This is a genomic window from Aminobacterium mobile DSM 12262, assembly GCF_000526395.1.
GTDB lineage: Bacteria > Synergistota > Synergistia > Synergistales > Aminobacteriaceae > Aminobacterium > Aminobacterium mobile.
In genome coordinates, this window is sequence record NZ_JAFZ01000001.1 from 181,411 (window position 1) to 203,576 (window position 22,166).

Sequence of the window (22,166 nt, forward strand, 5' to 3'; positions counted from 1 at the left end):
TTATTTTTTCCCCTCCTTTAAAACTTCCGGGTTGACAATATAATCTGGTTTTTCTCCACGTAACACGCGAACAACGGCTTCTGCAGCACCTGTCGCCATTCTATAGATGGCTTCATACGTTAGAGCTGCGCTGTGAGGTGTCATAAGAACATGAGGAGCTGTGAGGATGGGGGAATCGGGACGAGGTGGTTCCTCTGGAAAAACGTCTACTGCTAATCCCCCAAGATGTCCATCACGAAGAGATTGAGCTACAGCATCTACATTAATGACAGGGCCACGGGCTGCGTTGATGAGGATAGCGCCTTTTTTCATAAGAGAGAGCTCTTTTGTGTCGATCATGCAATGTGTTTCTTCTGTGAGAGGGGTATGAATTGTTACGAAATCAGAACTCTTCAGGAGCTCTTCAAGTTTTTCAACGCGATGAACATCCTTGGGCATCTCTATGTATGGGTCATAGACGACAACATTCATTGCAAAGCCATCATGGGCAATACGATACACGGCCTTGCCGACCTTTCCAAAACCAATAATGCCAAGGGTTTTTCCATTTAGCTCTGAGAGCCCTATATGGTCTCTTTCTCTAAATTTCCCCTCTCTGATAAGGGAGTCGCTCAGAGTATATTTTTTAATGAAATAGAGCATCATACCAAGAACATGTTCTGCCACAGAGACAGCATTGGCATAAGGGGTGTTCCCCACGAGAATGCCTGCTTGTGTAGCGTAGTCGAGATCGATGTTATCAACTCCTACACCATGACGACCAATAACTTTAAGGTGTGGAAGTTGAGAAAGGAAGTCTCCTTTCAAAGGGGATGTTCGGATAACAAGCCCTTCAATAGAGTCTTTATTTTTTTCATTGAGTTCTTGCCGTGTAATAAGGGTGTGACCAGCTTTTCGAAGAATGTTGAGTCCATCTTCAGATATAGGGTCATATATTAATACAGTGCTCATAATAGGCTTCCTTTCTGCTAAAAAATCTAATCGATGGTTCGTCCGCCATCAATGAGGATAAGCTGGCCTGTAATATAGCTTGAACAGTCGGAGGCGAGGAAAAGAACAGGGCCAACAATATCTTTCGTTTTCCCAAGACGTTTCATGGGAATTTTTGAAGTCATTTCTTCTCGAACGCCAGGTCCATTGATTAGTTTCGATGTGAGCGGAGTTTCAACAAAACCAGGTCCGATAGCGTTGACATTTACATTATATTGCCCCCACTCATGGGCGAGTACTTTGGTCATTTGATATACTCCGCCTTTGGCGCTGGCGTAAGGTGCTCGTTTCAGGTGCCCTCTTACAGCAGAAACAGAAGCGGTATTAATGATTTTCCCTGATTTTTGCTGAACCATAATCCGACCTACAGCTTGTGCGCAATAAAACATCCCGGAAAGGTTCACATTAATGACTTTTTGCCACTCTTCAGGGGATATATCGAGAGCAAACTTCCTGACGTTAATACCGGCATTGTTGCAGAGGACATCTATCTTCCCATGTTTTTTAAACACGGAATCGATTGCAGTATTTACCTGCTCTGCATCGCTGACGTCGAGAAAAAGGAAATCTGCCTGTTTCCCTTGAGATGAGAGATCGCTGGCAAACTGAAGACCATCTGCTTTGTTTACATCTGCAATAACTACAGTGGCTCCTTCTTCTGCAAAGGCCTCTACCATGGCTTTGCCTAAGCCGCTGGCACCTCCTGTGACGATGACAACTTTCGATTCAAGTCCCAGGTCCATAATAAAACCACTCCTTCGTAAATCTAACTTTTTATGCAGCAGTCAAGTTTTCCTTGCTCTGCTTATGATTCCTGATAATTGGAATGGCTATCAACAACAGACTAAGAACGAGTAAAAGAAGGGTTACAGGGCGGGTTACAAAAACGCCCAGATCTCCTCTGTACATAAAAAATGCTCGCCTAAAGTGAGTTTCTGCCATACCACCAAGAATGAAACCAAGTACCACAGGGGCCACACCATAATGCAATTTATTAAAGATATATCCAATTACACCAAAGACCATCATGACAAATACATCGAATAAACTTCCGCCAACACCGTACGCACCTATAGTGCACATTACAAGAATAAAGGGTGTCAGCATGTATCTGGGTATTTTGAGCATTTTTACGAAGAGCCTGATCCCGAAATATTGGAAAGCAAACATGAATACGTTGGCCAATAGCAACATAGCAAAAATGCCATAAATAATTTCAGGGGTATCTTTAAAAAGCAAAGGGCCAGGGCGAAGTCCGTGAATAAGAAGGCCTCCAAGCATAACAGCAGTAGTAGAGTCTCCGGGAATGCCAAGAGTGAGCATGGGCACAAGGGCTCCCCCTGTTACCGCATTGTTGCTTGTTTCTGAAGCAATAACGCCATCTATACAGCCCTTCCCAAATTCCTCTGGAGTCTTAGAGAGCCGCTTGGCCTGATCGTAAGACACAAAGGAAGCAATGCTACAACCAGCGCCGGGCAAAATTCCTACAATTGTCCCAATAACAGCAGAAGAGAGAATGATCCATTTCCTTTCCAGAAGGGTAATAAAAGAGGGGAACTCTCCTTTGAGTCCCTTATTGCTCGTTAGTTTAACAGAACTTCCAATGGTTTCAGCGTCTTCCAGCGCTTTTGACACGGCGAAAAGTCCAATAAGAACCGGCAAAAGATTGAGGCCGCTGAGAAGATTAGGAATTCCGAAACTATAACGTACCATTCCTGTAACAGGATCTGTCCCAATAAATGAGATAAAAACGCCAATAAACCCGGCGATAACCCCTTTGAGAAGAGATTTAGAGGAGACGCTGGCAATAACGGTAAGACCAAGTACTGCAAGAGAAAAGTACTCTGTTGGTCCGAATCCGAGAGCAAAACGAGCTAGTTTAGGAGCAATAAACATGAGGATTCCCGCACTGAAAAGACCTCCAATGAGGGAGACGAGAATGGATGTCCCCAATGCTAGCCCCGCTTGCCCTTTTTGAGCCATGGGATACGCATCGAAAGTTGTGCAAATGGAAGCCGGCGTCCCAGGAATGCGAAGGAGAGTGGAGGAAATGGATCCCCCGGCTGTCCCACCGCAGAAAGCCCCCATAAGCATGCCCATCCCCGCTACAGGAGAGAGCCCGAATGTTACAGGAATCAGCAGGGCTACGGCCATGGTGGACGTTAACCCTGGCAGTGCTCCGAAAATAATGCCAAGGACAGTTCCTGCTGCAGTAAAAAGAATTGCTTCTGGTTGAAAGGCACCAATAAGGCCTTGAATAAGTGCCGTCATTTTTTATATCCCCCCCGCTTCCTTATGGAAGTAATGTGTGGAAAAATTTTGTGAAGAGAAAGAACAGAGCCACTGGAGCGACAGCGGAAAAGAGAAAGATATTTAATACTTTCTTCTTGTCAAATTTCCCATAAAAGAAAAGCCCCAAAGCGCTCATAAACAGAACGGAAGCAAATACAAATCCGAGTTTCTCTAAAAGTGCAACGTAGATAAAAGCGATAAGAAGCGTAACGAGTACCTTGGCTTTTCCCTGAAAATCCAAGGTGACCTCCTTAGAAGAAGTTTCCTCTTTCCTACAGGAATAAAAAAGCACCAGAAGGGAGAGCAAAATTATGCCTGTAAGAACTACATATGGGAAAAAACGAGGACCAAGTATAGCCCCGGAAGCATCTTTGATTTTTGTTGTTTGGATTAGAAAAAAGCCAGATACACATATCATGGTAAGGGATGTTGCTATATCGGCCTTACGCATAATTACATTCCTCCTTGGTTCTCAAAAAGGGGCGAGCCTTAGATAGGTTACAAGAGAGGCGTCGCCCCTTAAAAAGTGCTATTCTATTTCTGTTTTAAGCCGAGCTCATCAATGAGAGGATAAATCCAGTCCGCTTCTTTCTTGAGCCAGTTTTCGAAATCATCCCCACCTATGAAGCTTGTTCCAGCGCAAAGGATCTCGGTGATGTCTTTTCTAAATGCCTCAGACTGCTGCACTTTGTCGAGAGCATCTATCCATGCGGCTTTGATATCTTCAGGCATATTTTTAGGACCAGAAATTCCTCGCCACTGGAAAAGTTTCAGATTCAAACCCTGCTCTTCGCATGTCATAATATCTGGGAAGAGTACGTGGCGAACCTCACCCATGGTGCCGAGAATCTTTACTTCACCGCCCTGCCAGTGAGAGAAAATTTCTCCAGGTTGCTGAACAATAACATCGACGAAACCGCCAAGGAGACCTGCGACTGCTTCTGCTCCGCTGGAATATCCGATTCCGTCAATCTCGATCCCAGCCGTTTTGATGAACTGGTTAGCGGCAAGATAGGTAAATCCGCCAATTCCAGCAAATCCGATACGAAGCTTACCGGGGTTCTCTTTTGAATAGGCAATGAGCTCTGCAACGTTGTTCCAGGGAGCGTCTTTTCCTACGCAAATGGTTTCGTCTTCAACAATGACACGTCCTAAGTTCGTAAAATCGCTATACTGAAAGTCTACATTCCCAATGCCACCTAAGGTGAGAAGGGAACCGTTGGAAACGACAACGGTATAGCCATCTGGTTTACTTGTCATAGTTTTGACATATCCCACAGCGCCGCCGCCGCCAGGGACGTTCTGAACCACTACAGGATGACCGAAAACAGGCTCAAGATGTTTGGCGAGAAGGCGGGCAAACGTATCTGTGGAACCGCCGGGGTTGTACCCTACAATAATGTTGACAGTGGTTTTGGGCCAACCTTCCTTGGCTAGTGCTTGGTTGGAAAAGCCAAGACAGAAAACGAATACAGCGATAAAGCACATAACAATGGATAAAGAAAAACGTTTTTTCATACCTGAATCCCCCTTAATTGTAAAAAATGCTGTGTTTATATCTTTTCTGGGTTATGCCTCATCCCGCAGGATGGCACCCTTCCAGACGCTCTCAACTTCTCTGCTGTATCGACGTAAGTATTTGCTGTCTACTTTGCAGGGAATGGGTTTCCAGTTCTTTTTCCTTTCTGCAAGCTCTTCTTCGGAGACGTGTAGCTCTAAAGAACGATTCGGAATGTCAATAGTGATCATGTCTCCGTCGTGAACCAAAGCAATTGCTCCGCCCTTGGCCGCTTCAGGAGCCACATGCCCTACGCATGGTCCATGAGTACAGCCGGAAAATCTACCGTCAGTAACAAGAGCGGTGCTCTCTCCGAGACCTGCTCCCATTAAAATAGCGGTTGCACCAAGCATCTCTCGCATCCCAGGGCCACCTTTGGGGCCTTCGTAGCGGATAACGACAACATCTCCTTCTTTTATGTCGCCATTGAGCATTGCGGTGATAGCGTCTTCCTGGGAATCAAAAACTTTGGCTGGTCCAGTATGTTTTTTCATTTTGTCTGAAACGGCTGTTTGTTTTATTACGGAGCCTTCAGGAGCAAGGTTTCCTTTCAGTATGGCAAGACTCCCTTCTTTGTGAAGAGCTGTTTCGAGGGTTCGGATCACATCCGTATTTGTTATTTTTGCATCTTTACATAGCGTTTCCCATGATTCACCCATGATAGTTTGGGCATTAAGGTGAAGGTGCGATTCCCCAAGTTCTTTTATGACAGCAGGAATTCCACCAGCAAAATCGAAATCCTCGAGGGAGTAATGTCCTGACGGTTTTACGTTTACGAGATGAGGAGTTTTTTTACAAAGACGCTCGAAGTCGTCGGAATCAAGATGGAGACCAAATTCTTGAGCGATAGCGGGGAGGTGTAAAACAGAGTTTGTGGACCCGCCAATAGCCATATTTACAATAACTGCATTCTCAATGGAGTCCTGGGTCACAACATCTCGAGGGCGAATATTTTTTTTCACGAGGTCTACAACAATTTCCCCGCTCAGCTTGGCTTGACGAAGTTTTTTAGAGTACACTGCAGGAGTTGTTGTCGAACCCGGGACAGAGAGACCTATGACTTCTGTAAGACATGACATAGTGTTTGCAGTTCCCATCATGGAACATGAACCGGAGGTGGGGCATACATTGTTTTCGAATTCCTTGAATTCTAATTCAGAGAGAAGTCCCTGCTTTACTTTCGCCCCGGCTTCGCGTATTTCGTAAATAGCAACATCTTTACCTTGGAATTTGCCCGCTAACATAGGCCCACCAGTAACAATAACAGTGGGGAGGTTCAAGCGGCCAGCTGCCATCATCATGGCAGGCACAATTTTATCGCAAGAGGCGATTAACACGAGGCCATCAAGTCTTTGAGCTTCTGCAATGACTTCGACAGAATCGGCTATAATCTCGCGGCTTGGGAGAACATAACACATTCCAAAGTTACTCTGGGTGATTCCATCGCAAATAGAAATAGTGTTAACTTCAAAGGGAATGCCACCTGCGGTGTAGACTCCCCGTTTAACCGCCTCTGAAATTTCCCGGAGATGTTTATGCCCGGGATGCATTTCATTGAATGTATTAATAACACCTATAAAAGGTTTGTGCAGATCTTCTTCTAAGAGACCAATGCACTTAAGATGGCTTCTGTTACCGGCATGGTCGAGTCCATCAACAACATCTTTGGTACTTCGCAACATATTCAACGCGCCCCCTCCATTACTATTGGTGAAATTTTCTGAGTCCTTCAAAGTATCCATTTTTTAATTTTAAAAAAATCCCTTATTCTTATTTTATGTGTTATGAGAAGTTTCTATGATTCGAAGAAATGTCCAATGTCAACAAATCTTTCTTTGTAGCTCATTCGTATATGGGTGATCATTTCTTGGCGAGCTTTTTCAGGATCCCTTGATGCAATAGCATGAATAACACGAGCATGTTCGAGGTAACTTAAAGGTTTTTGGGAAGAAAGAGGGAAAATCTCGGTGGAGCTTGAGTAAAAACTAGAAAGGTAGAATGTATAGAGTTGGGACTTCCAAAAAACTTGTCGGAAAAAACGTTGTAAATAAAGATTCCCACTCATTTGAACAATTTTGCTGTGAAGTTCTTTATTGATAGCTGTATACGCCTTACGATCGCTATTTTTAAAAGATTGTTCTTCTTTTACGTTTAATTCCTTAAGATACGCAATATCTTTTTGAGATATGGATTGAGCAGCTTCAAAAGCCGCTTCACCTTCAAGCAGTTCTCTCATTACGTATACGTGTTTCATGTCTTGAGGAGTGAGGATAGGAACAACATACCCCTTTTCTCGATGGGGATCTTCAAGAATTCCCTCGGAGACGAGGCGACCGATAGCGTGACGTACTGGAGTACGACTTACTCCAAGTTGTTCTGCCAGCTGGGTCTCGTAAACGCGTTCTCCAGGTTTTATGTTATGAGACATGATTTCATCAACAATATATTGTTGAACCATATCTTCTACTTTTATTTTCGAGTGTTTTTTTTGCTCAAGAGACATACTTTTCTCCCCTCACAAAAAAACTATAAAGTAGCCACTTGCGTATCCATTTAAATAATAATCAAAGGAGGGGCTTCTGTCAAATAAAAATCCATACGGCGTGTCGATGCCCATAAACACTGACTTGCAAATGATACGTAAGGTCTCTGCCTAATGAGAAAAAGCGAGTCCAATTGTTCTCGAGAGTAGAATAGCCCGTTTTTTCATGTTTTCTACAAAAAAAGAAAAGGCTCCCGAAAGAAAGTCCGGGAGCCTTTTCTTTTTCTGATCCCTACTTTTCAAGCACTGCGGGGTCGTCTACTGTGTCAAGATAGTGGAACCCCCAATCCTTTACAATCTGTACTACCATGGGTTTTATGACTTCTCCCTGTTCTGTAAACTTGCTGACGCCAGTAAGGCCTTCAAGTTCAGAGGCGGCAATGGCATCTCTGATTTTCTGTGTGTCCAGCTCTCCTGCCACTTTAATACCGTTTATAATGACCATGAAGGCATCATAGGCAGAAGCACCTACCATACATGTATCTACGCCAAAACGTTCTTTGTACTGGCGAAGGTAATCCTGAACAAAAGCTCGTTTGTCATCTCGATCAAGGTTGGTGACAATTACAAAATCTTCTGCTGCTTCCCCGGCGATTTTAATCATTTCTGGGGAGTCGGCGCCTTCCTCACCGATGAAAGGAGCCGTAATGCCCATTTCGCGGGCTTGCTTCACCATTGGACCTACCTGGAAGAAATAACCACTGGAGATAACCACGTCTGGATTGGCTTCCTTGATCTTGGAAAGGTACGCTTTATAATCTTTTTCTGCGAAAGGATAAGCTTGTTCTATGAGTATTTTTGTATCTGGAGCGTGTTTTTCAAGATATTCTCGTGTCCCAGTTGAGAGGGTACGTCCGAAGTCGTTGTCCGCATGAATAAGAGCCACAGTTTTGGCTTTAAAATTATGAACGGCTACATAGGCACAGGCACGTCCTTCCACGTCTCCAAGCATACCCACGCGGAAGCAAAATTCTCCAGCCGATGTAACTTCCGGGTGAAGGGCATAGGCTGCTACAAAAGGAACTTTCTCTTCTTGAAAGATAGGCGCTACTGCTCTGCTCGGAAAGCTGTAAGATCCTCCTACAACTCCTATTACACTGTCGCGCTCAATGAGCTTATGAGCAAGGGCCACAGCTTCTTTAGGGTCGGCGCGATCATCATAGGTTACAAGCTCTATCTGTTTCCCGAGGATGCCTCCTTCTGCATTGACTTTCTCTACTGCCATGACGACAGAGTTTTTCACGTTGATACCGTCGTCAGCAGCGGGACCTGTGAGGGGAGCTAAAAGTCCGATTTTAATGGTTTCTTCCGCTAGAGCCATACCGCTTAATACAAGGGTGAGGCAGCATACTAAAGCAAAAACCTTGACCAACCGACTGCATCTCATGAACAGCACCTCCAATAAAATTTTTAAGTAACCTACTCAAATGCCCAGGTAGGCTTCCCGAACTCCTGGGTCATTCATGAGTTCCTGAGACGTCCCTTCCATGACGAGGTTCCCAGCTTCCAGCACATATCCTCGATGGGATATCTGAAGTGAGGCGAGAGCGTTCTGTTCCACAATAAGGATGGTGATGCCAAATTCCTTATTAATATGCTGTAATACTTGGAAAACTGTGTTGACAAGCTTAGGCATGAGCCCCATGGATACTTCATCTACAAGCAAAATGCCGGGGCTTGATATAAGGGCTCTGGCAATGGAAAGTTGTTGTTGCTCTCCCCCGGAAAGAGTGCTTCCAGCTTGAGAATTTCTTTCTTTTAAAACTGGGAATAGAGAGTAGATCCAATTCAGGCGTTGTTGGAGATCAATGTGTTCTCTCATTCCGTAAACACCTGTAAGGAGATTTTCATACACGGAGAGGGATGGAAAAACCCGGGCCCTCTCCGGAACAAGCCGGATGCCTTTTCGAGCTCTTAAGTGAGCCCCAAGAGATGTAATATCCTCTTCACCGAGGAAAATAGAACCGCTATGAACTGGGACGATGCCCATAATGGCATTCATAAGAGAGGTCTTTCCGGCCCCGTTAGCTCCGATAATGGAAACAAGCTCCCCTTTGTCTACATGAAAAGAAACGCCATGGACAGCCTCCACTTGCCCGTATGTGATATGGAGATTTTCAATGCGCAGCAGCATGATCCAGTTCTCCTTTCCCCAAATATGCTTCGATAACATCTGGATTCGATGTAACGTCTGACGGTGAGCCTTCTGTAAGCCATCGCCCGTGGTCTAAAACCACGATACGATTACAAAGCTTCATGGCCACTTTCATGTTATGTTCAATGAGAAGGATAGAAACACCTTGGGAAATGAGGGAAAGAACAAACTCTTCCATCTTGACGATTTGTTCCTGTCGAAGCCCGGAGAAAGACTCATCCAAGAGGAGCAATTTGGGGTTTAGTGCTAGTGCCCGCCCGATTTCAAGGCGGCGAAGGTCGCCAAGAGGAAGGGTTGCCGATTGTTTAAAGGCATAGCTCTCCAGTCCGACCCGTTTAAGAATAGCCATCCCTTCATCAACAACAGAGGGGGAACGCCATTTATGAGTTATATCTAATAGAGAAGCATAATGCTGGACTCCAAGAGCTACCAAAATATTTTCTAGGACGGAAAGGTTCGAAAATGGTTTTACAATTTGGAACGTTCGCCCGATTCCGAGGCGCGCAATGCTATGGGGAGGTAAACCATCTATACGTTGTCCATCCAAATAAATTTCCCCGGAAGAAGGCCTGTAGATACCTGAAATCATATTAAAACATGTGGTTTTCCCTGCTCCGTTAGGGCCGATAAGTCCTAATATATCTCCAGGATGAATCTGGAAAGAAACATGATCCACTGCCTGGAGACCACCAAATTTTTTGGAGATGTTTTCTACGGAAAGAAGAATTGGACGACCCATCATCGGTCCCCCCTCTCTTTGGATGGGAAAAAGGAAAGAAGGAGACTTCCCTTCCCTAAAAGTCCTTGTGGCTGGAATCGGATCATGAGCAGTAATAACACACTATAGAGAAGCATTCGATAGTCTGCTAAAGGTCGAGCGAGTTCGGGAAGGGAACCTAGGATGATAGCTCCCAACAAAGGTCCCCAAAGGGTTCCCATTCCGCCAAGTACAACGAAGGAGAGAAGCATTACAGAAACTGGAAATCCAAAATCTGAGGGTGCGATAAAGTGCATTTGATGAGCGTATAGAGAGCCGCCAATCCCGGCGATGACAGTTCCCATAACAAAAGCTATGAGCTTAAAACGTATGGGGGAGATTCCCATGCTTGATGCTGCAATTTCGTCTTCGCGAAGGGCAATACACGCTAATCCCATCCAGCGTTTGGAAAACCATCGGTTTATAAGGATAACAAGCCCTAAAATAAAGATGCAGAGAAGAAGGTAACTTCCGCTTTTAAGTTTTACTCCTAAAAAAATGACCCTGGGGATGCCGCCAAGACCTAAAGCTCCACCGAAAAAAGGGATGTAGAGGAAGATAGCCTCTACTATAAAGTTGATTCCAATAGTGGTAATGGCCAGAAAATCATTTCGTACCCGCAAGCTTGGCAGGCCGCAAAGAATACCTACTACAGCACAAATAATAATGATACAAGGGAGCGCCCCCCAAAAAGAAAGTCCGGCTTTCGTGGTTAAAAGAGCTGCCGAATAGGCCCCTATACCAAAAAAAGCAGCGTGTCCGAGGGATATTTGTCCGGCGTACCCCACAATGATATTCAGGCCATAGGCTACGATAGCCTGAATAGTGATAAAAGTGGCGATGGTAATAGCGTAACTCATAGTTGTTCCCTCCTTAGCCTTTTCGACCAAAGAGACCTTGAGGTCTCCACATGAGCACGATAATCATGGCAATGAAGGCCAGGGCATCTCTGGGAAGAGGCACATGGGCATAGCCTATAAGAACAGTTTCTGCCACCCCCAATGCGAGGGAAGCAACTACAGCTCCAGGCACGGAACCCAATCCCCCTACAACAATAAGAGCTAGGGCTTTATAGGCAGGGACAGCCCCCATGCCTGGGGAGACAGTATTGTAATAAATTCCTACGAGAATACCTGCCAGAGCTGCAATGGCTGAACTTATGAAGAAACTCAGATCTACTATCCGCTGGCTATTAATACCCAAAGAGCTGGCTACAGCCATATCTTGAGACGCAGCCCGCATGGCAAGTCCTGTTTCTGTTCGAGTTGAAAAATACCAAAGCATTAGAAAAACTGCTGCAGTAATAACATAGATCCCTACTAAGTTTGAGGAGATAACCATCCCCTTTAGTTCAAAGTGAGGAAATGGAAGGGTTAGAGAATAGGTTTGAACTGTAGGACCGGCGACGAGACGTACCAGCTCTTCCATACCGGTAAATATTGCGATACTGCTGATAAGAGGTACATAGGGAGGAAATTTGAGAAGAGGGAAATACACCAATCGTTCGATAGCTATGCCGAGGCATCCACAGGTTATCATACTGATAAGGGCGGCGAGAAAAATATTTCCTGTTACAGTATATATGCCAACGCCTATATAAGCCCCAGCCATATAAATCCCAGCGTGAGCTACGTGAAGAACGCCGAGAATGCCATAGACTAATGCGAGACCAAGAGAGATGAGGGCGTAGGTGGATCCAGTTGCAAGGCCGTTCAGAATCTGTTCTGTAAGCAAATACATTCCACAATTCACCCCAATACTATACAAAAGTCATCTTTCAGAAAAATTTTAGCACGATGAATGCGACAAAAAACTTAAGGAAATAACGCGAATATAATTAGCGAAGCGAAGAATTTTTTCTCCTCGCTTCGCATTTTTTATGTCTTATCGTTTTTCCCAAGCGTTTTCTACGGTTTGTTCTATAAGTTTTGTGTTAGGTATGTATGGAAGGGTAATGTGATAGGAATTGTTCTGTTTCTTATTGACTTGAGTTGCTACCTCTATTGCGTGTTCACAGCGCCCCCAAGCGCGGCGAGCGACACCGCCAAGCACGTCCCACATCATGGCAGACTTTATGATTTCGTCAGTTTCAGGGCGACCGTCCAATAACAGGCCAAAGCCGCCGTTGATACACTTGCCGATGCCTACTCCGCCGCCATTGTGGAGTGCGCAAAGTGTCATGCCACGAGCGGCATTGCCGGCAAAACAGTGGGAGGCCATATCGGCACAAATGTTACTGCCGTCCTTGATATTGGATGTTTCGCGGAAGGGGCCATCTGTACCGGATACATCGTGGTGATCCCGCCCCAGCATAACAGGACCGATTTTACCTTCACGAACAAGTTCATTAAATTTCAGGGCAATGCGAGTACGACCTTCGGCATCTTGATAGAGAATGCGAGCCTGAGTTCCTACTACGAGCTTGTTCTTTTCAGCGTCACGAATCCAGACCCAGTTGTCATAATCTTGACCGCGGCGATTGGGGTCGATACATTCCATGGCAGCCTTGTCAGTAGCTCGCAGATCCTCAGGTTTACCGCTCAGGCAGACCCAACGGAAAGGACCGTAACCGTAGTCGAAGAGGACGGGGCCCATAATGTCTTCTACGTAGGAAGGCCAAATGAATCCTTCATACGTGTTCTCCCCATTTTTTGCAATTTCTTTTACTCCAGCATCAAAAATGGCTTTCATGAAGGAGTTGCCGTAGTCGAAGAAAAAAGCCCCTTTGTTGGTAAGCCTTTTGATGACCTCGAAATGGCGCTTCAGAGATGCATCCACGTGCTTTCGAAAATCCTCCTGATTTTCGTGAAGCATTTTTGTGCGCTCTTCGAAGGTGAGATCGGCAGGACAGTAACCGCCATCGTAGACAGCATGGCAGGAAGTTTGATCAGAGAGAAGGTGGATATGAATATTGTTTTCGTCGGCATACTCCAATAAAGTAACGATGTTGCCGTAATAGGCAATAGAGAGAGACTGTTTGGCTTCAAGGGCTTTTTGGGCCATGGCGAAGGCTTTCTCGGCAGAGTCGGTGATCATGGATACCCACCCCTGTTTATGGCGGGTTTCAATGCGGGAATAATCGACTTCGGCAACGATAGCTACAGCTCCGGCAATTTCGGCTGCCTTGGGTTGAGCGCCGCTCATACCACCTAACCCGGAAGTGACGTACAAAATACCAGCAAGGTTCTCACGGGGACCGACGCCAAATCTTTGACGGGCAGCATTGAGAATGGTGTTGAAAGTGCCATGAATGATACCTTGAGGCCCAATGTACATCCAGCCTCCAGCAGTCATCTGTCCGTAGTTAGTCACTCCAAGCTGCATGAGGCGATGCCACTCTTCTTGATTGTCAAAAATTCCTACTAAGAGGCCATTGGTAACAATGACTCGCGGTGCATCTGGCTTAGATTTAAAAAATCCCAAAGGATGGCCTGAAGCTATAACAAGAGTTTGATCTTCAGTAAGTTCTTCCAGATATTTTTTTATGAGCCTGTATTGCATCCAGTTTTGGCAAACTTGCCCGGTTTCGCCATATGTAACCAGCTCATAGGGATACAAGGCTACGTCAAAGTCCAGATTGTTGTCGATCATGACCTGGAAAGCTTTTCCAGCCAAACATTTCCCCTTATACTCCTGAATGGGCTTGCCATAAATTCGCCCTTGAGGCCTGAAACGATATCCATATATTCTTCCTCGTGTCTGTAGTTCTTCCATAAACTCTGGAGCGAGCTTTTCGTGAAGTTCTTCTGGTATATATCGAAGAGCATTTCGAAGAGCCAACGCGGTTTCTTTTTTTGAGAGAGTCCAGCCACGATCAGGTGCTCTACGAATGCCTTCAACAAAATCAGGATATTCCGGAAGCGCTGGCTCAAGCTTAATAGTCATGGCCTCAGCAATGAGGCTGTTTGTTAATTCCATATGTAACACCTCCTATATACAAGATTTAAAGGCGTTTTACGCTACTCGAACGCCTTTTTTGTAGACGGCAAAGACGGGAGATACCCCTGCATGATAGGCGAGAACAGCAGGAGACTCTCCGTCGAGAAGCAGAAAGTCGGCTTGTTTCCCCACGCTCAGACTTCCTACCTTCTTTTCCATCCCTAAAGACCACGCCCCATTGAGAGTGGTTCCTACAAGGGCCTCTTCAACAGTCATATGCATATTCATAACAGCAAGGCCGAAAACAAAAGGCATAGACTCTGTGAAGCATGAGCCGGGATTGCAATCTGTGGCCAGAGCTACAGGGACACTCAGTTCTATCATGCGTCGAGCGGAAGCGTAGGGTTTCCGGAGACTATAGGCAGTGGCAGGCAACAGGTTGGCTATGACTCCTGCATGAGCCATGGCTTTCAGGTTCTCTTCTGAGGCTGCAAGCAAGTGTTCTGCTGAAATTGTGGGAAGTTCAGCTGCTAGTTTTGCTCCTCCTATGTCGTGAACCTCATCTGCATGAATACGAAGTTTCATCCCATGTTTCCTGGCTGCTTCAAGAATAGCCCGACTTTGACCGACAGAAAAAACGCCTTCCTCGCAGAAGACATCACAAAACTCGGCAATTCCCTGTTGCGATATGGCTGGAATCATTTCTTCTATCATGAGGCGCACATATTCGTCAGGATTTTCTTTATATTCTTTCGGTACCGCATGGGCTCCCATAAAGGTAATAGCGACGTCAAGAGGTGTCTCTTTTCGTATTCGTTGGATAACCCGAAGCATTTTGAGTTCTGTCTCTGTATCGAGGCCGTAGCCACTTTTGATTTCAATAGTGGTGGTTCCTAGCTCCAGGGCGGACAATACGTGGGTGAGGGTCGATTCAAAGAGTTCATCTTCGCTGGCTTTTTTCACAGCATGTACAGAAGAAAGAATGCCGCCTCCGGCTTTAAGAATTTCAAGATAGGGAGTTCCGGCGATGCGAAGAGAGAACTCCTGTTCCCGTCGGTCTGCAAAGCAGATATGTGTATGGGGATCCACGAAGCCGGGAATGAGGCAACTTCCCTCACAATTTACCTCCATGTCCACCTCGTCTGAAGAGAGTTGGCGAAGAACATCTTCTTCCTCCCCTACTTTTTCGATGATTCCATTCTTACAGAAAAGAGCCCCTTTTTTATAGCTTGTTACGTGTCCCTGCGTAACGCCGGAAAGAGGGACGGGGCTATCTACCGGGCTGTAGATAACTGCATTTCTGAAGAGAGCAGATATCATGCGTCTTCCTCCTTTCCCATAAGTTCAAGGAGCTTGATTTCTAGAACCTGATCTCGTTTAAAGTCGTCGATTTGCATGTAATAAGCGGAGCTCTCTAGGATTGCAGCAGAAGGAACCATGCCGTATACTTCAGTGCCATTTACTGTTACTCCCCATCGGGCAGCTTCTGCCTTAATGAGTTCCAAAACTCGGTACATAGCCGTGCTCTCGTAATCTACAAGGTTCATACTCACTTGTACGAGCCCCTTTTCTTCTAATGCAAGCCCAATGGCTTTGACGCTTGTGAATCCTCCAGAGGAAGCTCTGAGGTGTCTTGCGATAGATTTTGCAATTTCTACATCTGTGGTATTCAGATTGACATTGAAGGCTACAAGAAATTTTCGTGCTCCAATAACAGTGGCTCCTGCAGTAGGATGAAGCTCAGGTTTCCCTATATCGGGATGACGGTCGGGGTTTTTCACATCTGCTTTAAGAGATTCATATTGCCCCTTCCTGATCACTTCCAGACGCCTTCGTTCCGGCTTCAACGCGGCTTCTTCATAAAAATAGACTGGAATGTCCAACTCGTTGTAATAGTGCTCCCCAAAAGAATGGGCGAGTTCAACGCATTTCTCCATGGAAATGCCAGATATGGGGGTGAATGGTATAACATCTATGGCGCCTATACGGGGATGAGCCCCATGATGAACGTTAAGGTCTATGTGGTCTCGGGCTATTTTAGCGGCCTTTAGAACGGCATCGCAGATGGCGTCTGGGCGGCCAGCAAGACTTACCACCAAACGGTTGTGATCTACGTCGGCGCGGGAATCAAGAAGATAACATCCCTTTTTACTTTTCAATGGAGCCAGAATAGCCTCCATTACATCTTGTCTCCGCCCTTCACTAAAGTTGGGCACACACTCTATTAACTGTGACATGGGCTTATCCCTCCCTGATTTTTCCTCATAATTTAGGTGATATAGCACTGGCCGCTTCTTTGAGAAGAATGAGGAGATTTTCTACCTCTCCTTCAAAACTAGACGATAAGCCAGCCATTCCAAGTTGACAGACAAATTGCCCCCTATGGTCAAAAATGGGAACACTAAGGTCCCCAGCGTTGGTCATCCATTCTTCTTGACTGAAAGCATAGGCTTGTTTTTGAATTTGCTCTATCTCTTTCTGTAAAATGAGAGGATCTATTTTTGTTTTTTCTGTAAAAGGGACTAATTTTTGAGCTAGAACCCGCTCTTGAATTTCAGGTTTGGCATAAGCAAGAAGAATTTTCCCGGTGGCCCCAGCATATAAAGGAATATTCATCCCCTTATGTGCTACAAATTTAAGAGCGGTGGCCGGTTCCGCAGAGAGAATGCATCTCCCCACAGTTCCATCAAGTACGGAGAGAAGAATAGTCCGTCCTGTTTGAGCGAGAAGTTTTTTCATGTGAGGATAACAAATTTGGACAAGTTCATCGTAGTAGGCGTGGCGATCAAAGAGAAGAAAGAAGCGAATTCCAGTGCGAAATTTTTCTGTTGCAGGGTCTTGATAGACCCAATCCGCTCTTTTGAGTGAATGAAGGAAGCGATGAACTGTAGCCCGGGGAATGCCAGTCTGTTCTTCTATTTCCCTCAGACTCAATAAATCGTCGGCAGTGCAAATTGCTTCCATGATACGTGCGATGCGTTGCACAGTATCTTCTCGAGGAGATAGAATATTCATAAGGCTCTCCTTTCAGAATGAGACACTTTGTCCCATTTCTACTATTCACAAAGTACTCCAAGAAAGAAAATATGTCAAATAGTTGGAAGGAAACATTTTGTTTCTCTTTGGTATACTGGGGATGGTATTGTAAATACGAAAAGGAAGAGTGAAAGGGGGAAAAAGGATGCTTTATAGAAAAATGCCTGGTATGGATGAGAATTTGTCTATTCTCGGTTTCGGTTGCATGCGCTTGCCTGTAACATCAGAAGGAAATATTGACGAGCCTGTGGCTACGAAAATTCTTCGTTATGCCATCGACCATGGAGTTAATTACATCGATACAGCATGGACATATCACAATGAGGAAAGCGAGCCTTTTGTAGGGAGAGCTCTTGCTGACGGCTACAGAGAGAAAATATTCTTAGCTACAAAACTTCCCTCATGGCTTGTAGAAAAACCGGAAGATATGGATATGTTCCTAAATAGACAGCTTCAGCGTCTTCAGACCGATCATATTGATTTCTATCTTATCCATTCCCTCAATAAAGAACGTTGGGAGAATGTAGTAAGACATGATGTTTTTTCTTTTCTCGAGAGAGCCCTTGCAGATGGCCGGATTCGTTATGCAGGTTTCTCCTTTCACGGAGATTATGAACTCTTTGAAGAGATTTTGAATGCGTGGAAATGGGATTTTTGTCAGATCCAGTATAACTATCTTGACGAGAATTATCAGGCGGGAACAAAGGGGTTGAAAGAGGCTGCCTCCAGAGGGCTTGGCGTTGTTGTTATGGAGCCCCTTCGGGGTGGTAAACTTGCACTCAATGTCCCAGCTCCTATTCAGAATATATGGAAGGAAGGGGATGAATCTATGAGCCCTGCGTCTTGGGGGCTTCGTTGGGTATGGAATCATTCGGAAGTGTCGGTAGTTTTGAGTGGTATGAATTCCATGGAGCAAGTGGAAGAAAATATTGCGGCAGCAAAAAAAGCCCTGCCTGAAACCTTATCTCCTCACGATCTTCAGATTGTGGAAAGAGTGAGGGACGAATATAAAAAACGAATGAAAGTAAACTGTACGAACTGTCGTTACTGCATGCCTTGCCCTCAGGGGGTCAATATTCCCGAATGTTTCAATCGCTATAATATAGCTTTTATGTTTGGTGACGAAAAAATGGCCAAAGACACATATTTTGTCTTCGTGAAAGAGTACGAGAGAGCAAGTCTCTGCGTAGAATGTGGCGCCTGCGAAAAAGTATGCCCTCAAAATATCTCGATTCGTAAACATCTAAAAGATATTGTGGAGCTTTTTGAAAAAAATGGGGGGCAGAGTTAGGGAGAAGAAGAGATCCAATTCCCTCCGGCGAGATTGCAGATTATAGAGAGAGTCTCTCTGAGAAAATTCCGCAGAGGGGCTCTCTCTGTCATAAATGGCAGGCCCTTAGTTTTTATTGCGAGCAAAATTTTGCTCGTCTAAAGAACAGCTTTTACCATGCCGCCATCGGCAAGAATTGTTTGACCTGTAATATAGCTATTCGCTTCTGAACACAGAAACACGGCTAATCGGCCGTATTCGTCAGGATCACCATATCGGCCTAATGGAATTTGAGCGAGGGCTTCCCTATTCACTTCTTCCACTGAAATCCCTCGTTTCGCTGCTAAAGCCTGATCGAGTTGGCGGATACGTTGAGTGTCAAATCGGCCAGGTCCAATAGCATTGACGAGAATGTTGTATGGCGCAAGTTCTTGAGAGAGGGTTTTTGTTAGACCAATGACTCCAAGTCTGAATGTGTTTGAGAGGATTAGATTTTCTATAACCTGCTTTACCGATGAAGATGTGGAGTTAACAATTCGTCCCCATTTTTGAACCTTCATGAAAGGCAATACCTCTCGAATAGTGCGGACATAGCTTAATAAGTTGAGCTCGAAAGCTTTTTGCCATGCTTCATCGTCAAATGATTCGAAAGTTCCTGCAGGAGGGCCTCCTGCGTTATTGACTAAGATAGAAATAGGACCAAGCGTTTCTGCGGCAGTTCGTACAAGCGCTTTAATTTGCCCTGGTTGCGCAATATCGCATACTTTATAGTAGGGAGTGACCCCAATTTCATCGGAGAGTTCCTCTACTGTCCGCAAAAGTTTGTCTTCATTTCTGCTTGCCATCATTACAATAGCTCCTTCCATGAGGAAACGACGAGCTATGGCTTTCCCTAGGCCAGTGCTTGATGCCATGATAAGGGTTACTTTCCCTTTTATTCCTAAATCCATGTACTCTCCCCCCTCTGTTGGTTTTATATCAATAGTATTCTGTATATTCAACTTTGAATCAAGTGGGGTTGTGCTTTTCAGCATTTTATCGGATTAAAAACGCAAAACTTCGTGATAAACTCAAAACTATAATTGCAAATGAAAGGAAGAGAATGCTATGTCGAAACAGGTCCTTTTTATAGTCGTTGTGGCTGGGTTAGCTATTGTCTTTTTGTTTTGGAACGCTGATAGCGCTTCGGCCTTGCCACGCATTATTCCCCTTGAAGATTTTTTTAAAAATCCTGAAAAAGTTGCTTTTTCCATCTCTCCAGATGGGCAATATTTAGCTTTTATGCAGCCGTGGCAAAGAAGGCTTAATGTGTTTGTGAAAAAGATAGGGGGCGTAGAAGAGCCTGTACGTCTCACAGATGAAAGAAATCGAGATATAGCTGGTTATTTTTGGAAAGGGAATAATCAGATTATTTATATGAAGGATTCAGGTGGCGATGAAAATTATCATCTTTTCTCCGTAGACATATCTGGTGCAAATCGGCGAGAGCTTACGCCTTTCCCCAAGGTAAGAGTTTCAGTGGTTGACGATCTTGAAGATGTAGATGACGAAATGCTTATTGCCATGAATAAAAGGGACCCCAGGGTTTTTGATGTCTATCGCATACATGTGAAGACCGGCGCAATAGATTTAGTGGCTGAAAATCCTGGAGACATAGCAGGGTGGCTTACGGACCATAAAGGGAAACTTCGCGTGGCTGTAAAAACTGATGGAGTGAATACAAGCCTTCTTTATCGTGAAAAGGAGGAAGATCCTTTTAGAACGATTGTTACGACAAATTTTAAGGACTCTATTGACCCTCTCTTCTTTACTTTTGATAATCGAAATCTTTATGTGGCATCAAATTTAAATCGAGATAAAAGTGCTATCTATCGTTACGATCCGACAACAGGAGCTTTTCTTGAGTTAGTGTACGAACATCCTGACGTAGATGTGTATAGGCTTCTTCAATCAAAGAAACGAAAAATTGTTACGGGTGTTCGCTTTACTACGGATAAAGCACACTATGTTTTTTTTGATCCCGATCGAGAACAATTACAAATAACTCTTGAAAAGAAACTTCCGGGCTATGAGGTTGTTGTAGCAAGTATGAGTCGAGATGAAAAGAGAATGCTTGTCTATGCAGGAAGCGACCGCACTCTGGGAGCCTACTATTTTTACGATAGGGAAAGTGGAGCTTTCGAAAAACTGGCAGATTTAAGTCCTTGGTTGAAGGAAGAAGAGATGGCAACTATGAAGCCAGTTCGTTACCAAGCACGGGATGGCCTTCTTATCCACGGGTATCTCACGATACCAGTAGGAGTTGAGCCTAAAAACCTCCCTGTAATTATTCTTCCTCACGGTGGCCCATGGGCCCGAGATTCATGGGGATTTAGTCCTGAGGTTCAGTTTTTTGCCAATAGAGGATATGCCGTACTATCTATGAATTTTAGAGGTTCTACTGGATACGGGAAACAATTTTGGACGGCTGGTTTCCAGCAATGGGGACGCGCTATGCAGGACGATATTACCGACGGGGTGAAATGGCTTACAGGCCAGGGTATAGCAGACCCGAAAAAAGTGGGTATTTACGGTGCTTCTTATGGAGGATACGCAGTTCTTGCAGGCTTGGCTTTTACTCCGGATGTGTATGCTTGTGGCGTGGATTATGTGGGGCCCTCCAACCTCTTTACGCTTCTTGAGACCATACCGCCATATTGGGAGTTAGGCCGACAAATGATGTATGAACAGATCGGCCATCCGGAGAAGGATAAGGCTCTGCTTCAGGCGGCATCACCTGTTTTTCATGCTGATCAAATACGATCACCTCTTTTAGTTGCTCAAGGAGCAAATGATCCTCGGGTGAAAAAAACAGAATCTGATCAAATAGTGGAGGCTCTCCGCAAGCGGAACATTTATGTGGAGTATATAGTGAAAGACAATGAAGGACATGGTTTCCGAAACGAAGAAAACCGATTTGAGTTCTATCGAGCCATGGAAAGATTTTTAGCTATTCATTTGGGGGGCCGTATGGAGTAAAAGCAAATAAATCTGAACATAAGAAATCAAGTCTTTTGATAACGATAAGAGACTGTCTTTATAAAAGGCAGTCTCTTATCGTTTTATTACCTCCTTATGTTTTGCTATTTTAAGGAAGAATATCTAAAATGGAAAAGATTTGTTGTAAAAGCAGCAAATAGCAGCGGAGGCTGTTTGCCCAAGAGTCTCGAAAAGGGAGATATGAACGGATTCATCCCCCTCTTCTTTTTCCCATAACGCGACAAATCCTAGGAGTTTTGTCTTTTTATGAATGAGAGGAATGACCCACTGAGCTCCTATTATTTCAGGGAAGTTTAAAAGCTCAGGTACTTTGAGATAATGGAAATAAGATCTTGCCATCTCTAAAGAAAAAGAGGAAGGCATACTTCCTTTGTCCATGGAGAAAAAAGGAAGTTTTATGGACCGAGTAGGTGCTTTTATTTTGCCATGACAATATATTCCGCGAAGGGTATAGCTTTGTTCCTCCATATCCCACAGCATAAGAAGACCTTGGTGGCTTCTGGATATTTCACAGAACATATCCAAGATGGCCTTACAAAGATGATGTATATCAGGTTGTTCCATAAGTTGAAGAGTAGCTTGATGAAGAGCTTGCAATGCATAAGCCTGTTCCGATAATCCTTTCAAGGCTGCGTCGCGTTCTTCATG

General features: G+C 44.7%; 20 protein-coding genes. 2 read left to right on the top strand and 18 right to left on the bottom strand.

The genetic code is table 11. The annotated features are described in order from the left end of the window. From K360_RS0100895 to K360_RS0100970, 16 genes are all read right to left on the bottom strand, one after another. Window positions 1-951: a hydroxyacid dehydrogenase gene (locus K360_RS0100895; protein ID WP_024821304.1), complete on the bottom strand. Its 951-nt coding sequence runs from the start codon at window positions 949-951 to the stop codon at window positions 1-3. Between the two features lie 26 nt (window positions 952-977). Further along, entirely contained in the window at window positions 978-1,733 is a 756-nt protein-coding gene (locus tag K360_RS0100900; protein ID WP_024821305.1) for an SDR family NAD(P)-dependent oxidoreductase, read from the bottom strand. 31 nt (window positions 1,734-1,764) lie between these two features. Then, window positions 1,765-3,261 (bottom strand): tripartite tricarboxylate transporter permease, encoded by a 1,497-nt coding sequence (locus K360_RS0100905; RefSeq protein WP_024821306.1) that lies wholly within the window; start codon window positions 3,259-3,261, stop codon window positions 1,765-1,767. Between the two features lie 22 nt (window positions 3,262-3,283). Further along, complete coding sequence (locus tag K360_RS10900) at window positions 3,284-3,733, bottom strand: tripartite tricarboxylate transporter TctB family protein (protein WP_024821307.1); 450 nt, start codon at window positions 3,731-3,733, stop codon at window positions 3,284-3,286. An 83-nt stretch (window positions 3,734-3,816) separates the two neighbouring features. Next, window positions 3,817-4,800 carry a Bug family tripartite tricarboxylate transporter substrate binding protein gene (locus K360_RS0100915; RefSeq protein ID WP_024821308.1) on the bottom strand — a complete coding sequence of 328 codons (984 nt, stop codon included), beginning with the start codon at window positions 4,798-4,800 and terminating at the stop codon, window positions 3,817-3,819. A 51-nt stretch (window positions 4,801-4,851) separates the two neighbouring features. Continuing rightward, window positions 4,852-6,522: a dihydroxy-acid dehydratase gene (ilvD, locus tag K360_RS0100920; RefSeq protein WP_211235513.1), complete on the bottom strand. Its 1,671-nt coding sequence runs from the start codon at window positions 6,520-6,522 to the stop codon at window positions 4,852-4,854. A 113-nt stretch (window positions 6,523-6,635) separates the two neighbouring features. After that, the gene (locus K360_RS0100925) at window positions 6,636-7,343 is read right to left on the bottom strand and encodes a GntR family transcriptional regulator (RefSeq protein ID WP_024821310.1); all 708 of its coding nucleotides are present in this window, start codon (window positions 7,341-7,343) and stop codon (window positions 6,636-6,638) included. 271 nt (window positions 7,344-7,614) lie between these two features. Continuing rightward, window positions 7,615-8,769: an ABC transporter substrate-binding protein gene (locus K360_RS0100930; protein WP_024821311.1), complete on the bottom strand. Its 1,155-nt coding sequence runs from the start codon at window positions 8,767-8,769 to the stop codon at window positions 7,615-7,617. 36 nt (window positions 8,770-8,805) lie between these two features. Beyond that, window positions 8,806-9,516 carry an ABC transporter ATP-binding protein gene (locus K360_RS0100935; protein WP_024821312.1) on the bottom strand — a complete coding sequence of 237 codons (711 nt, stop codon included), beginning with the start codon at window positions 9,514-9,516 and terminating at the stop codon, window positions 8,806-8,808. Next, on the bottom strand, window positions 9,500-10,279 hold the full coding sequence (locus K360_RS0100940; protein WP_245587071.1) for an ABC transporter ATP-binding protein: 780 nt from the start codon (window positions 10,277-10,279) through the stop codon (window positions 9,500-9,502). Before K360_RS0100940 ends, K360_RS0100935 begins: the two co-directional genes overlap by 17 nt. Next, on the bottom strand, window positions 10,276-11,154 hold the full coding sequence (locus K360_RS0100945) for a branched-chain amino acid ABC transporter permease (protein WP_024821314.1): 879 nt from the start codon (window positions 11,152-11,154) through the stop codon (window positions 10,276-10,278). The genes K360_RS0100940 and K360_RS0100945 overlap by 4 nt, the downstream gene beginning before the upstream one ends. Before the next feature lie 13 nt (window positions 11,155-11,167). Further along, complete coding sequence (locus K360_RS0100950) at window positions 11,168-12,034, bottom strand: branched-chain amino acid ABC transporter permease (RefSeq protein ID WP_024821315.1); 867 nt, start codon at window positions 12,032-12,034, stop codon at window positions 11,168-11,170. 144 nt (window positions 12,035-12,178) lie between these two features. Next, complete coding sequence (locus tag K360_RS11270) at window positions 12,179-14,212, bottom strand: urocanate hydratase (RefSeq protein WP_024821316.1); 2,034 nt, start codon at window positions 14,210-14,212, stop codon at window positions 12,179-12,181. Between the two features lie 36 nt (window positions 14,213-14,248). Beyond that, the gene (hutI, locus tag K360_RS11275) at window positions 14,249-15,493 is read right to left on the bottom strand and encodes an imidazolonepropionase (protein WP_024821317.1); all 1,245 of its coding nucleotides are present in this window, start codon (window positions 15,491-15,493) and stop codon (window positions 14,249-14,251) included. Beyond that, window positions 15,490-16,410, bottom strand: a complete 921-nt coding sequence (gene ftcD / locus K360_RS0100965) for a glutamate formimidoyltransferase (RefSeq protein ID WP_024821318.1) — start codon at window positions 16,408-16,410, stop codon at window positions 15,490-15,492. The genes hutI and ftcD overlap by 4 nt, the downstream gene beginning before the upstream one ends. A gap of 25 nt (window positions 16,411-16,435) precedes the next feature. After that, complete coding sequence (locus tag K360_RS0100970; RefSeq protein WP_024821319.1) at window positions 16,436-17,188, bottom strand: IclR family transcriptional regulator; 753 nt, start codon at window positions 17,186-17,188, stop codon at window positions 16,436-16,438. Between the two features lie 166 nt (window positions 17,189-17,354). On the opposite strand from K360_RS0100970, the gene K360_RS0100975 reads away from it, so the two are divergent. After that, window positions 17,355-18,500, top strand: coding sequence for an aldo/keto reductase (locus K360_RS0100975; protein ID WP_024821320.1), 1,146 nt, complete (start codon window positions 17,355-17,357; stop codon window positions 18,498-18,500). A 137-nt stretch (window positions 18,501-18,637) separates the two neighbouring features. On the opposite strand, the gene K360_RS0100980 is transcribed toward K360_RS0100975, so the two are convergent. Next, window positions 18,638-19,429 carry an SDR family oxidoreductase gene (locus tag K360_RS0100980; RefSeq protein WP_024821321.1) on the bottom strand — a complete coding sequence of 264 codons (792 nt, stop codon included), beginning with the start codon at window positions 19,427-19,429 and terminating at the stop codon, window positions 18,638-18,640. A 157-nt stretch (window positions 19,430-19,586) separates the two neighbouring features. On the opposite strand from K360_RS0100980, the gene K360_RS0100985 reads away from it, so the two are divergent. After that, window positions 19,587-21,497 carry a S9 family peptidase gene (locus K360_RS0100985; protein WP_024821322.1) on the top strand — a complete coding sequence of 637 codons (1,911 nt, stop codon included), beginning with the start codon at window positions 19,587-19,589 and terminating at the stop codon, window positions 21,495-21,497. Window positions 21,498-21,620: 123 nt separating this feature from the next. Here the strand turns inward: K360_RS0100985 and K360_RS0100990 are convergent, their stop codons facing one another. Beyond that, window positions 21,621-22,145, bottom strand: a complete 525-nt coding sequence (locus K360_RS0100990) for a hypothetical protein (RefSeq protein ID WP_156923301.1) — start codon at window positions 22,143-22,145, stop codon at window positions 21,621-21,623. Window positions 22,146-22,166: the final 21 nt, after the last annotated feature.